Raw genomic sequence first — 13,767 nt, forward strand, 5'->3', positions numbered from 1 at the left:
GCTGCGCACCAATCGTTGTCGGGGTGCGCGGCCTACCTGCGTCAGCGCCCTTTCGAAGCCGCGCGTGATCTCGCCGAGCCGGTCGCGGCTCCTGATTTGGTTGCGGCTACCGACTTCGCGGTCTTTGCGGCACCGGAATCGGCCCCGTTGCCGGCTTGGCCGTCGGCACCCTTCCTGCCGTCGATCCCGAACGGGCCACCCTTACCGCCCGCACCGCCGACACCGGAAGAAGCCGAGCCGGAGCCGAATGACACGGCTTCACCACCGTCACCACCGTTACCACCGCTCGACAGCGCGACACCACTGCCGCCGACACCGCCGTCGCCGGCGTACGCGTCACCATCATCGGAGAACCCTCCGCCACCGGTGCCGCCGTGCCCGCCTGCGCCGATGCTGACCTTTCCGCCAGCACCACCTCCGCCACCGACACCCGTCGCCGCGGTGAAGGCATCGCCGTCACCGCCGTTGCCACCGTTGCCTGAGGCGCCGAACGCCCCCTGGCCGCCCTGTCCACCGTCACCACCGAAAGCGATATCGCTGGAGTCGTCACTGGTCGCCTGGGCGTCGCCGCCCCGCCCTCCGGAGCCACCGGAGCCGATCAAACCGAGACCTCCCGCGCCACCGTTGCCGGCCACGGCGGTTCCGTTCGCAGCCACCGCATTCCCGCCGGTGCCGCCGTGACCGCCCAGCCCCAGAAAGCCGCCCCTGCCACCGGCACCGCCGTCGCCGCCGAACGCTTCACCGCTGCCGGTCCGGATGTCGGAACCTCCGTCGCCCCCCGCACCGCCGAATCCGAACAGGGCTGCCCCGGAACCGCCCGCGCCACCGTCACCCGCCGCCGCCAGCTGGACGCCATTCTCGTCGTACACGGCATCGGTGCCACGACCGCCGTTGCCGCCGATTCCCATGAACAAGCCGGCGTTACCGCCCCGGCCGCCGTTCGCGCCATTGCCGCCGTTGCCGAACAGGATTCCGCCGTTGCCGCCATTGCACGCGTCACCCGCGCAGTCGGCCGGCGCGTCGATCCCGTTGCCGATGTAGAAGTGGACGAGAGCGGCCACCTCATCGAGCGGGCCGGCCGCCGAAGCAGCCGCAGCGACCGTAGCGCGCTGGCTGGAGTGGCTGGCGTGCACCGGTGCCAGGGTCGGTGCGGCGAAGGTGCGAGCAGCACCCGGCGTCTTCGCTTTCATCGCAAAGGAATTCGTGACCTTTGGGATGGTCGGACCCACGATAACCCCCGGTGACGACTTCGCGGAGACGGCTGAATCTTCGCGAGATGATGAGACGACCGGGAGCCCTGCCTCGCCGGCGGAACCGGCCAGTGCGGCAGCCACGGCTGTGGAGGCCAACGGGATCGCTTCGGCCGCGCGCACGTCGCCGGTCGGCGCGGCCGACTGCGCGGCCGACTGCGCGGCCGCAGGCATGATCACAGACCCGGCGACCACCACACCGGTGATCACCGGCGGCGCGAACGTACCCATGCACCGGCCGACGATCCCGCAGAAACTACGAATTTCGAACACTCTCAGTTCTCCTCTGAGTTCAGCTGCGCGACAGTCTTGTTCGTCGAACGCGGCGCTAGAGATTGATGCCTTTTGGAAGCGCGCGATTCTCGATGGAGAGGATGGCGGCGCCGCCCGCAATGGGTACTTCGACCCGGACGTTCTTCAGGTAGATCGTCTGTCCCGGCGTCTGCACCACGAGGGTGCCGGTCACGACGTCAACGGGTACCTTGGCGTCGACCCACCCCGCAGTGTGGGGCGGCAGCGGAACGGGCACTGTCTGGGTGGTGGTAAAGGTGTCGGTCCACGTGCTGGTGTACTCGGTGCTGACTTCGGCCTTGATCACACCGAGTAGATCGAACCCGCCCTTGATACCGCCTTTGAGGCTGGACGAGTACGCCTTCGAGACGGTGATGGCGACCGGTGAGCTCGTGTCTCTGTCCGTGTTGTTATGGACGACCGAGCCGATCACCTGTGCCTGGCCGTAAGTCCCCTGCACGACCTTCGAGTCCACCCATTTGCAGCTCACCTGGGAAGCGCCGCAGAGTCCGACGAGCTTCTGCTGGCGATCGACCGGCAGGTTGGTCGCGTCGAGGGCGGAAGTACCGGCACCGAGCACGAATACTGTCCGGCGAGAATCGCCTTCGTCGCCTTCCACCTTGCACCGGCTGGTATCGCAGATCGCCAGGCCGCCATTGCCGGTCAGCGGACGCGACTGCCAGTAGGTGTACTCTGCGCGGACGTTGACGATGGTGCCGTCGCCATCCTTGAACGACAGGATCACATCGGTGTCCCGCTGCGCACTGATGGTGAACAGCCCGAGGATCGACCTCCGCTTCTGGGCCAGTTCAAGCGTAATCTTCCCGCCCGGGGCGACCACGGTACCGACCGGAGGCGTCCTGACGATGGAGGTGCCGGCACCTTCGGGCGTGACGATGTTGACGCTGTCCAACGTGATCGGCGCAGCCGTCAGGTTGTAGATCGTATAGAGCTGGAATCCCTTGGACGGCGTATCAGACGCCTTGGTCTCGACGTTGGCGGCGGCCGTACGCAGCGCAGCCAGTCCTGCGGTCACCGAACCGGCGGGATCCGCGAAGAGGTTCGTAACCGACTGCGAGAGAGCCGATTGCATGTGCTCCAGCTCCCGGCGCACGCCACCCAGCATGGCTTCGATATCCTTCGGCGACGGAATCGCGGGTGCGCCACTGTCATTGAGCATCGCCAACGGATTGGGAGTCGACCGAACAGCGGCTGCCGAGAGCGCCGCTGCGCTCTGAACTGTCGCGGTCCGCGAGGCGGTCCGGCTTGCCGCGGTCGTCCGCGCTGAATCAGACTTCGGCGCATCAGAATTTGCTATACCAGACTTAGCTGTACCCGACTTGGGTCTATCAGACTTAGCTGGAACTTGTTTCGGCTTGGCAATCGCCCGCTGCGGCCCTGCCGACTTTGCCTCAGCACCGTGCGATGCACTGTCATTGGACGACGAATCTGCCGCCGCGATGCCGTGCCCGGTAGCCAACGCAGCCCCGAGTCCGGTCGCGACCGCGAGGCCACCGATCCGCGCGTAGCGCAGTGCCGATTGGCGCGAACTTTCTCCCACGACCCGAACCCCCCGATCAAGATGTGCAATAGGCGAAATCGCCGAGGTGCACTATATCGGACCAGATGTCGAATCTGGCAATCGTCTGTGAATAAATGGCGTGGATTCCGGCAACTGGTTGTGAACATAACTAAGTATCTGGTCCGACACCCTGCTCCGAAAAGCCAAGGCGCAGAGCCTGAATCTGACTACCCGCCGCGCTACCCGATTTGCGCCCAGGAAATCAGCAAATTGCGACCAGGCTCGGTTCACCATGTGCTAGCGACTCGGCCGATAATCAGACCACCGCCATCGAGGAGATGGGAACGCCGATCTCCTGTTTGGCACACTGCAGGGGGTTGTACACAAATGCTCACTAACGCCGGATGATTCGAGGAAGCAGCGCAGCGCGCGAAGTCGCGCCCGGGCGTCGCAGAGGCGAATTGCCGAACATCCTCTACGGCATCCTCGTCGATCGGCAGCAAGACCAAAGCGGGGTACCTGCCGTCATCTCCGCGAGCCGCTCGCGCCCTGGTCGACGGCCACAGTCGGCGATTCTGGGCCGGGGCGAGTCACCCGCAGGCCGGCCTCCTCGGCGATGACCGCGGCTGCGGCCCAATCATGTTCGCCGAGGTCGGTTTCGACGAAGCCGTCCAGTGCACCCTCGGCGACGGCACAAATCGCCAGCGCTGCTGACCCGAAAATGCGGGCATCGGTGTAGTCCCGCATCTGCTCAGCGGTCGCCCTGAACTGCTCGGCCCGGATCTCGGCGGAATAGGAGTAGCCCATCCCCAGCAGCCTCGCCCCGCGGCCACCGGCGGGCCCGGTGAGCCGGCGGACCCGGCCGTCCTCGGCGAGCCACGCTCCCCCGTTGCGATGCGCGAAGTACGTCTTGGCCAGGGCCGGCGCGACCACCGCCCCGGCAAGCCATCGACCGGCAGCGTCGACAGCCCCGACACAGGTCGCGTAGAACGGGATACCTCGGGTGAAGTTCGTTGTCCCGTCGAGCGGATCGATCGACCAGCGCACCTGCGCAGCTTGGTGCCGGCCCGACGGCGGGAGCTCTTCGCCGGTGATCTCGTCGGTGGGTCGCCGGGACTGGATGACACCGCGCACCGCGTGCTCGGCCTCCACATCGACGTCGGTGACCAGGTTCCCGTCCTCCGACCCCTTGTTCGTCACCCGAAATGACCCGCGGGCACCGGCCTTGAGCACGTCCGCACCGCTCCACGCGGCGGTCAGCGCCACGTCGAGCAACTCGGCCGACGAGACGGCAGGAGCGTTGGTGTCGTTGCGGCCCATCATGATTCGATACGAGCGCCGGTGGTCTTGTCGAAGACGTGCACGCCGCCGTCACGGACCGACATCGAGACGACGGCACCTTCATCGAGCCCATCGAGCTGTGCGATGTCGACAACACTGACCAGCGTGCAGCCGGGCGCTTCGACGGCGACAATCGCGCGCGGCCCAAGATGCTCGATCAACGCGACCCGGCCGGTCGAACCGGGCGGCAGGGCGACATCGTCCCTGCCGGCACTCGTCACGACGAGATGCTCCGGGCGGAAGCCGACCGTCACCCGTTCGGGTTGCCGCGGAACGGCGCTGCCGATCGGAAGGACCAGACCGTCCGTAGAACGAAAGAGGCCGTCGGCGACCACGCCGTCCACAAGATTCATCTTGGGGCTGCCGACGAACGTGGCGACGAATGTGCTGGCCGGCTTGGTGTACACCTCCAAAGGCGCGCCCTGCTGGACAATCTGACCCCCGTTCATCACGACCATGCGGTCTGACAGGGTCATTGCCTCCTCCTGGTCGTGAGTGACATAGAGGGACGTGATGCCGAGGCGGCGCTGGATGCGCAGCAGTTCGGTCCGAGTCTCGACGCGCAGTTTGGCGTCCAGGTTGCTCAACGGCTCATCGAACAGGAACACCGCGGGCTCACGGATGATCGCCCGGCCGATCGCGACGCGCTGCTGCTGTCCACCGCTGAGGTCCTTGGGCTTTCGCGACAGAGCGCCGGTGAGCCCGAGTGTTTCGGCGACCAAACCGGCACGCTCCCGCGCTTCCTTCTTGGCAACTTTCTGAGCGCGCAGGGGAAAGGCGATGTTCTGCTCAACGGTCAAATGCGGATAGAGCGCGTAGTTCTGGAACACCATCGCGATATCACGGTCTTTGGGCTCCAACTTCGTCACATCGCGATCGCCGATCCGGATGGTGCCCGAGGTCACCGGCTCCAGGCCGGCCAGCATCCGCAACGAGGTGGACTTGCCGCACCCCGACGGGCCCACCAACACGGTGAACGAGCCGTCAGGCATCTCGAGATTGAAGTCATGAACGATGCCGGCGCTACCAAAGGATTTGGTGACATCGGTGAAAGTGACTGTAGCCATAGTTTTTCGTGTTCTCCCGCCGTGCTCTAGGTCTTGACCGCGCCGCCACTGATACCTCGGACGAGGCGGCGCTGAATGAAGAAACTCGCAATGACCACCGGGACCACAGCAATGAGGATGGCGGCGCACATCGCCCCGATCTGCACTCCGCGGAAGGTGTTGAACCCCGCGATCGCCACCGGGAGGATCTTGGCGTTACCGGGCGCCAGGATCAGTCCGTAAAACATGTCATTCCACGACAACGTGAAACCGAAGATCGCGGACGCGCCGATACCTGGCAGCACTTGAGGCAACACCACCAGCAGGAATGCCCGGAACCGGCCGAACCCGTCGACGCGGGCCTGCTCCTCGATCGATTTCGGCACCGCCTCGAAGAAGCCGATGAGAAACCAGGTCACCACCGGTGCGACGAAGCTCAGGTGCGCGAAAATAACCGGCACCAAGCTGTCCTGCAGGCGCAGCGCGTAGGCCATCGTCAGGAACGGGAAAACCAACACAGCGGGCGGAATCATCTGCGCGGCAAGCAGTCCGAATCGGGTGGCGGTGCCCCCGGCCCGGTAACTGGTGATCGCGTACGCGCCCATACAGCCGACGACGAGACTGATGGTGACGCTGATGAAAGCGACGAGGAAGCTCCTGCCCGCGGCGTCGAGAATCCCCGACGAGAGTACCGACTTCCAGCTGTCGATGTTCGGCGTGAAGAACACCAACGACGGGTCGTTAAGCTGTACCGGAGACTTGAAACTTGCCAGCACGATCCACGCGATCGGCATGATCACGATGATGACGCCAACCCAGAGCACGAGAATCCGGGCGAGGGTGTAGCCCTTGATACTGTTCATGCGTCTCGGTTCCTCTCCATCAGCCGGAACGTGATCACCACGGCCGTCAGTACGACGGCCAGCACGACGAACGCCATGGACGCCGCGCTTCCGAGCCGGAAGAACTGAACGCCGGTCTGATAGGTGTAGTACTGCAGCGTCACGGTTTCCGTGCCCGGACCACCTTTGGTAGTGGCGTATACGTACTCGAAGACCTTCATCGCATCCAGGGCCCGTAGCAGCACCGCGACGGCGAGCACCGGCCGCAACAGCGGGAGGATCACCCGCCAGAACACGTACCACGGCCGCGCGCCGTCGACGCGGGCCGCCTCGAGCGGTTGCTTGGGGATCGACTCCAGACCGGCGAGCAACAACAGCACCATGAATGGGGTCCACTGCCATACGTCGATGAGCGCCAAGGTGTACAGAGCATGACCGGCACCGAGGAAGTCGATGTTGATGCCAAACTTCTTCAGCACGAACGGGATGGCTCCGAGCTGGTCGTTGAGCAGGAACCGGAACGTCAAACCGACAGCCACCGGGGTGATGAACATGGGCGCCAGCAGCATCGCTCGCGTCATGTCGCGAGCCCACTTCTGGCGCTGCAGCGCCATCGCCAGAACCAGACCGATGATCAGTTCCAGGATGACCGCGACCAGAACGTAGGTGGCGGTTGTCCCGAACGCCTGCCAGAAGTCGGCGTTGCTGAGGGTATTGACGTAGTTGGTCACACCGACGAAGTGCGGAGCTCGCCGGTCGGTGAGCTTGTAGTCGGTAGCGCTGAGGTAGAGCGCATAGAGCAGCGGGAATCCGACGACCGCAACGAACAGCGCCAGCAGTGGACTCAACATCCCGTACTTGAACTTGGTCACGTTGTGTCCTCCCTAGTCGTCACGGTCGCCGGATTCGCACACCGCGTCAGCCTCGCGTCTTCTCCGCGGCGGCCTGAGCGTCGCGCAGAGCGTCGTCGACACTCTTTGTGCCGGCCACGGCTTCGTTCAATTCGGTTCCGACCGCCTGGATCATCTCCTCGGCATTGGTCTGGTTACTCAATGGCTTGGCCTTCGAGAGGATCTCGTTCACCACGCCGTAGTAGTCGGAGCCGAATCCGTCGCCCAGTACCTTGGGGTCCTGAGTGCTGCTGGTGCGGATGACCGCGCCGCCCTTGACGACCCGTTCGACGTCGACGGGCTTTGACGTGAGCCACGATGCGAAAGCCCATGCTGCGTCGGCATTTCGGGAATTTGAGGGTATCGCCCAGCTCCACGAGCCGAGTACATCGACTCCCCCTGGCATCGCCGCGAGCTTGAACGGACCCACGCCGGACTTGGCCGCGGTGCCATCAGGAGCATTCAGAGACGGCAGATTCCAGTTGTAGCTCACCAGTGAAGCCGACTGTCCGCTGGACACCGACCGGCCCGCCTCGTCGAAGCCCCAGCTCAGGCTGTTCTTCGGCGCCGCGGTGTTGTAGAGGTCGACGTACGCCGACAGTGCCTTCTTGGCTTCGGGTGTGTCGAGTGTGTAGTTGCCGGAGGCGTCAACGATCGATCCGCCGGCGGCGAAGAGGAAGTTCGCCCATTCCTCGAAAACCTTGTAGCCGCGCTGTGGCTGCATCGCGATCCCCGCCCGTTCGCCCGCTACCAGCTTTTTCGAGTTCGCGACCAGATCGTCGAGCGACTTCGGTTCGGCCAAACCGGCCTTCTGATAGTCGGGCACGTTGTAGATGTACCCGAGGGCGTAGTTGTAGAACGGCACCGCGTAGCGCTTTCCGTCGACCGTGTCGATATCGGTGAGCGGCTTGAAGAAGTCTGCGTAGTCGTAATCCGGTGTCGAATCGATGCGAGAATCCAACGGCTGCAACCAATTGGCCGCGACGAAGTCCTTCATCCACACATTGTCGACGACCACGAGGTCATAGTTCGCCTGCGGAGCCTGGAACGACGCAACCAGCTTGTCGCGGATCTGGTCGTAGGTCTGCGGTTCGATGGTCACCTTGATATTGGGGTACTTCTTGTTGAACTCCGGAATCAGCGATGTGACGATGTCGGTGTCCGGCACGTTCTCCATCAGGATGTTGACGGTGCCCGACGTCTCGGTCGGGATCTGACCCGTGCCGGTGGCGGTCGCACTCTGCGGCCCTCCGCTTCCCGCACACCCCGACAGGAGCAGCGCTGATGCGCCGATGGCGCTCAGACAGGTTACTGCGCGCCGTAACCCCGGACTTATCAACTTCATTGCTTCCCCTTTTCAGTGGTGTTTTAGGTGGTGATCGGTAGGGCTAATCCATGTAGGCGCCGCCGTTGACGGCCAGCGCCTCGCCGGTGATGAACCGGGCGTCATCGGAGAGCAGGAATGCGACGGTGTAGGCCACATCTTCAGGCTGCTGCAAACGGCCAAGCGGGGTGTCATCGATCCACATCTGCTTGACCTTCTCGGGAGTCGAGCCGCGAAGCTCTGCCTCCCACTGCAATTCACGCGACTGCATGGGAGTCTCGACGAATCCGGGACAGACGCTGTTGACGGTGATGCCGTACTCGGCAAGCTCGAACGCCATTGCCTGCGTCAACCCGACGACACCGTGCTTGGAGGCGACATAGTCGGACAGGTACGGCACCCGGCCCTGCTTGCCTGCCATGGATGCGGTGTTGACGATGGTGCCGCGGCGTCCGGTGCGGACCATGGCGCGGGCGGCGGCCTGACCGCAGATGAAGACACCCTTGAGGTTGATGTCCATCGTCAGGTTGTAGTTGTCCAGAGACACGTCGAGGAACGGCACCATGAACGAGATACCGGCATTGCTCATCCACGCGTCCAGCCCGAGCCGGTCGGCGACGTCGTCGGCGACCGCAGCGGCCTGCGCCGGGTCGGTGACATCGAGCTGGCTCGCCTCATGACCCAGACCGGCCGGATCGGCCAGCCCGGCGGCGACCTCGGCAGCGGCGTCGATGTCGATGTCGGTAACCACCACTCGCCAATCACGTTGGGCTGCAACGGTTGCGATCGCCTTTCCGATTCCGGACCCCGCTCCGGTGACGACGACGGTTTTGCTCATTGACGAGTCCTTTCTGCGATCGAATGCGAGATATCCGCGGTGGCCGCGCTCAGTGCGCGCCATTCGCGATAGGCCGCGTCATATACGGCGACGTTGCGCGGGTCCGGCAGCACTGGCTCGCCGAGTGTGGCGAAGCGGCTGCATTCGTCCCAACCGGTGAGGGCGCCGATCCCCACCGCGGCGATAAGAGCCGCGCCCAGCGAAGCACCGGGGTGGTCCACGACGGGGTACATCTCGACACCGAGCACCTCGGCGTGAATCTGCTTCCACAGCGTCGATTTACTGCCGCCATTGGTGACCGACACGCGCCCGAGATCGATACCGAGGTCTGCGAACACCTCAACGTGGTGGCGGAACCCGAACGCGATGGCTTCGAGCGTCGAGCGGTACATGTCGGCACGAGTGGTGCCGAGGTGCAAACCTGCATACACGCCGCGCAGGTCGGGATCGTGCAGCGGACTCTTCTCGCCCAGGAAGTAGGGCAGGCAGAGAACTTCGGCTGGGCGGCGGTCCTGTGCCTCGCGATCGAGCGCCATGAGATCCTCACCGCCGATCAGACCCTGGAACCAACGGATGAGGCTGCCGCTGGTGGCCATGCACCCGTTGGGAAGCCACCGGCCCGGTATCGGGTGGGCATCGAGGTAGAGGCGCGAGTCGATGACCGGCTCATCCGTCGCTACCAGAATGTCCCCGGCGCCACCAAGTTTGACCAACCACTCACCGTGTTGCTCGACACCGGCTGCGAACGCCGACAGCACATGGTCGGCACCGCCGACGATGAGCGGAGTGCCCGCGTGCAGGCCGGTGGCCTGCGCCATCGCTTCGCTCAGCCCGCCGGCCACCTCACCGGACCCGAGCACGCGCGGCAGCACCGCAGGCTCGATGTGCGCTTCGTCCAGGACCGCTTCGACCGGATCGCCCGCGATGGTGAACAGGCCCGACTCCAGCGCCCAGTTCTTCTCCACATGTGGTCGCGCACCGAGCGCGATCAGGATCCAGTCGTAGGATCCCACGTAATACGCTGTCCGACGGACGGTTTCGGCTTCGTTCTCATCAAGCCATAAGACCGTTGGTGCCACCGATTGCTGGGTGAGCGCCGCGCCGGTCAATGCCACGAGATCGATCGCGGCAAGCCGCTCGGCGAGGGCTCTGATCTGCGCGGTGGCCCGAGCGTCGTTCTGCAGGATCGCGCGGCGCAATGGTTGGCCGGCCGCGTCGATGGGGATAACCGCCGGGACCATACCCGTCGTGGCGATGGCCTTGACCTCGCGCGGCGAGATTTTTGCCGCCGCGACCACCTCCGTGATGGAGTCGACGACATTCACCAGCCACTGCTGTGGGTCGGCCTCCGCCCACCCCGGGTGATCGCTGTAGAGAGCGGACGCGCGCGTGCTCTGTGCCACGATGCCGCCCCCGGCATCGAAGAGCACAGTCTTGGTACCCGTCGTTCCGATGTCGACACCAACGGTAAAGGCGCTCATGGGGTCTCGGTCCGGACTACGTCGTTCGGACTTCCGTCCCGATCGACGCATATCACCTCGACACCCAGATTGCGTGCGGCCACCAGGGTGGGGTCTTCGGGATCGCTGTCGGTGACGATATGGCCGGCCGCGCTGAGCGGAGCAACAGTCAGCAACTGCACCCGGCCGAGCTTCGACTCGTCGGCCACGACGATGATGCGATCGGCGGAGGCCGCAGCCGCCCGCTTGGCGCTGCCCTCGACTCGGTGATAGTCGGTCAGACCGCGGACGGGATCGACCCCGGCAACACCCATGATGAAGGTGTCGCAGTTGTACAGCCGGTAGGCGGCCTCGGTTTCGAATCCGATCAAGCTGAGTTCGCCGGCCCGGAGATTGCCTCCGGTGACGATGACCGTGGTATCCGGCTCGTCGGCGAGTTCGATCGCCGCCAGAAGGCTGGGTGTCACGATCGTCAGACCGAGGTTGCGCCCGCGAATCGCACGAGCCACCGCCAGCACGGTGCTGCCACTGTCGAGGATGACCGTTTCACCCGGCTCGAGCAATTGCACTGCCGCCTCGGCGATGTGCATCTTCTCCGTCGCGGACCGCATCGCCCGGCTCTCGAATGGCGGCTCTTCGGCCTTGCGATAAGCCGCGATCGCGCCGCCAGTCACCCGCCGCACCAGGCCGGAGGCCTCCAGCGCTTCGACATCGCGCCGGATCGTCATCTCGGACACGCCATACTCCTGGGCCAGCGACGCGTACTCGATCTCGCCCTCGTCGAGGACCCGCTGTCCTATCTGCGCACGCCGCGTCTTGGCTGACACCAGTCCGACCCGCTCCCTCAAGTTGTGATTCATTCACGAACTGCTGGGTCGAATGTAAGGTCTTAACGTACTTTCCCGCAACATCTGTCGTAAATTCTCAGTTATAGTGTGATTTCATCGCAGATCAGCGCACGGGTTTGGAAACAGTCAGCACACACGAAAGGGACTTACATGGCCGATTGGGTACGCGAGGTGTTCGCCGTACAGAAGCCCGTCATCGCGATGCTTCACCTCTCCGCGCTGCCGGGTGATCCCGGATTCGACACTCGGGCTGGGATCTCAGCGGTCGTGGATCGGGCCAAGGAGGAACTGGACGCCCTTCAGCAGGGCGGGGTGGACGGCATCATGATCTCCAACGAGTTCAGCTTGCCGTACCTCACCAAGACCGAACCGATCACCGCGATCTCGATGGCGCGCATCATCGGTCAGCTCCTCGGCGACATTTCGATTCCCTACGGCGTCAATGTGCTGTGGGACGGCCGTGCATCTATCGACCTCGCTGTCGCCACGGGCGCACAGTTCGTCCGCGAGATATTCACCGGCGTGTACGCAAGCGACTTCGGCCTCTGGAATACCAACGTCGGCGAGGTCGCGCGGCACCGTGTCCGCATCGGCGGCGCCGGCGTCAGACTCTTCTTCAACATCGTTCCCGAATCGGCCGCCTACCTCGCCGAACGCGATCTGGCATCGGTGACCCGCACGACGGTCTTCGCCACCCTGCCCGACGCCATCTGCGTATCGGGGTTGACTGCCGGCGCGCCAACGGATCTCGAAGCTCTCGCCATTGTGAAGAAATCCGCTGGAGAGGTGCCGGTGTTCGTCAATACCGGGGTCAAAGCCGAGAACGTCGCCGATCAGCTAGCCCTCGCCGACGGGGCGATCGTCGGCACGTACTTCAAAGAAGACGGTGTCTTCGAGAACCGAGCTCGGCGCGAACGCGTCGCCGAACTCATGGCGAACGCCAAGCACGCGCGATAGCACCGCCAGTCAGACCATCGCGAGCGGCGAGATCGGGGCCCCGATCTCCAACGCGCCGGCCAGTTCCCGGCTGACGTCGTAGTCGAACACCACGTGGCCGCAGATGACGTCAATGTCGCGCTTGGCCCGCTGCAGCGGGTTATGCAGGAAATGCGCACTGGCGCCAGATGATTCGAGCAGGTCGGCGACGACCGCACGCGATTCGTGCACGATGTGCGCGGCCGCCAGCCGGGCTTGCGCGCGAGCCGCACGGTGGATCCGGGCGCCGTCGGTGACCATACTCTCGATCGTGGCGACGGTGTCGGCCAACAGGCCACGCAGCGCGCGCAGCCGCACCCGGGCGTCGCCCAGGCGAATCTGCGCTGCGGGCTGCTGCTTCTGCGCCACCCCCGAGTAGGCCAGCACCCGCTCGCCGAGGCGGCCGGCGAACAGGTCGGCGACATGCTCGGCCGCGCCCAGCGCCGGCATGGCCGCCAGCAGTGACAGCGCGGGCACCAGCGGCCAGCGGTAGGCCGATCCGGCGTGCAGCCCGGACCCCGGCGCGGTGCCGCCGTAAACATCGGTGAGTTTGACCAGTCGATGCTCGGGGACGACGGCCCCGTCGATCACGACATCGTGCGATCCAGTCCCGCGCATACCGTCGGTGTGCCAAACATCGTCGACCGCAACGTCGTTGGCGGGCAGCAGGGCCAGTGCCGGATACATCGCATCGTCGGGCCCGCACAGCGTGCCGACCATCACCCACTCGGCGGCCATGATCCCGGTCGCCCACGACCAGCGGCCGGACAGCGCTACCCCGCCGTCGGCCGGCACACCGCGGCCGGCCGGCGCCAGCGGGGCCGGACACAGCACGGGGCCGCCGGCGAAGACCTCGTCCTGGGCCTGCTCGCCGAACAGCGCCAGCATCCAGTTGTGCAGGATGTAGAACCCGAGCGTCCAGGCGCTGGAAGCGCAGCCGTGTGCCATCCGGCGCACCGGATCCAAGATCGCCGGGAAGTGCGCCTGCTCGCCGCCGTAGCGCGCGGGCAGCAGGAGCCCAGCCATACCGCTGGCGCGGAAATCCGCGATAGTGGCGTCGGGAAGGCGGCGCAGTTCCTCGGCCTCGGCGGCCCGCTGGGCCAGGCACGCCACGAAATCCTCGGTGATCGTCGGCACGAG

12 protein-coding genes are annotated in these 13,767 nt (G+C 65.0%); 1 reads left to right on the plus strand and 11 read right to left on the minus strand.

The window, feature by feature from the left end; translation table 11 throughout:
* Positions 1 to 41 precede the first annotated feature (41 nt).
* The 10 genes from CG716_RS08290 to CG716_RS08335 all read right to left on the minus strand — a co-directional run bounded on the left by CG716_RS08290 (position 42) and on the right by CG716_RS08335 (position 11,664).
* On the minus strand, positions 42 to 1,523 hold the full coding sequence (locus CG716_RS08290) for a hypothetical protein (protein ID WP_133066892.1): 1,482 nt from the start codon (positions 1,521 to 1,523) through the stop codon (positions 42 to 44).
* A 55-nt stretch (positions 1,524 to 1,578) separates the two neighbouring features.
* Positions 1,579 to 2,727, minus strand: coding sequence for a hypothetical protein (locus CG716_RS08295; RefSeq protein ID WP_133066893.1), 1,149 nt, complete (start codon positions 2,725 to 2,727; stop codon positions 1,579 to 1,581).
* Positions 2,728 to 3,588: 861 nt separating this feature from the next.
* Positions 3,589 to 4,383, minus strand: a complete 795-nt coding sequence (locus CG716_RS08300) for an inositol monophosphatase family protein (protein ID WP_207760604.1) — start codon at positions 4,381 to 4,383, stop codon at positions 3,589 to 3,591.
* Entirely contained in the window at positions 4,383 to 5,471 is a 1,089-nt protein-coding gene (locus CG716_RS08305) for an ABC transporter ATP-binding protein (RefSeq protein ID WP_094478319.1), read from the minus strand. The genes CG716_RS08300 and CG716_RS08305 overlap by 1 nt, the downstream gene beginning before the upstream one ends.
* 26 nt (positions 5,472 to 5,497) lie before the next feature.
* Positions 5,498 to 6,313, minus strand: coding sequence for a carbohydrate ABC transporter permease (locus tag CG716_RS08310; protein WP_094478321.1), 816 nt, complete (start codon positions 6,311 to 6,313; stop codon positions 5,498 to 5,500).
* A complete protein-coding gene (locus CG716_RS08315) occupies positions 6,310 to 7,143 on the minus strand; it encodes a carbohydrate ABC transporter permease (protein ID WP_094478427.1) in 834 nt (277 codons plus the stop codon). Before CG716_RS08315 ends, CG716_RS08310 begins: the two co-directional genes overlap by 4 nt.
* Positions 7,144 to 7,210: 67 nt before the next feature.
* Positions 7,211 to 8,527: an ABC transporter substrate-binding protein gene (locus CG716_RS08320; RefSeq protein WP_094478323.1), complete on the minus strand. Its 1,317-nt coding sequence runs from the start codon at positions 8,525 to 8,527 to the stop codon at positions 7,211 to 7,213.
* A gap of 43 nt (positions 8,528 to 8,570) precedes the next feature.
* Positions 8,571 to 9,344 carry an SDR family NAD(P)-dependent oxidoreductase gene (locus CG716_RS08325; RefSeq protein ID WP_094478325.1) on the minus strand — a complete coding sequence of 258 codons (774 nt, stop codon included), beginning with the start codon at positions 9,342 to 9,344 and terminating at the stop codon, positions 8,571 to 8,573.
* Complete coding sequence (locus tag CG716_RS08330) at positions 9,341 to 10,825, minus strand: FGGY-family carbohydrate kinase (RefSeq protein WP_094478327.1); 1,485 nt, start codon at positions 10,823 to 10,825, stop codon at positions 9,341 to 9,343. Before CG716_RS08330 ends, CG716_RS08325 begins: the two co-directional genes overlap by 4 nt.
* Positions 10,822 to 11,664, minus strand: coding sequence for a DeoR/GlpR family DNA-binding transcription regulator (locus CG716_RS08335; RefSeq protein ID WP_094478329.1), 843 nt, complete (start codon positions 11,662 to 11,664; stop codon positions 10,822 to 10,824). Before CG716_RS08335 ends, CG716_RS08330 begins: the two co-directional genes overlap by 4 nt.
* Before the next feature lie 138 nt (positions 11,665 to 11,802).
* On the opposite strand from CG716_RS08335, the gene CG716_RS08340 reads away from it, so the two are divergent.
* Complete coding sequence (locus tag CG716_RS08340; RefSeq protein WP_094478331.1) at positions 11,803 to 12,609, plus strand: BtpA/SgcQ family protein; 807 nt, start codon at positions 11,803 to 11,805, stop codon at positions 12,607 to 12,609.
* Between the two features lie 9 nt (positions 12,610 to 12,618).
* On the opposite strand, the gene CG716_RS08345 is transcribed toward CG716_RS08340, so the two are convergent.
* Positions 12,619 to 13,764, minus strand: a complete 1,146-nt coding sequence (locus CG716_RS08345; protein ID WP_094478333.1) for an acyl-CoA dehydrogenase family protein — start codon at positions 13,762 to 13,764, stop codon at positions 12,619 to 12,621.
* Between the last annotated feature and the right edge of the window lie 3 nt (positions 13,765 to 13,767).

Source organism: Mycolicibacterium sphagni, from assembly GCF_002250655.1.
Lineage (GTDB): Bacteria > Actinomycetota > Actinomycetes > Mycobacteriales > Mycobacteriaceae > Mycobacterium > Mycobacterium sphagni.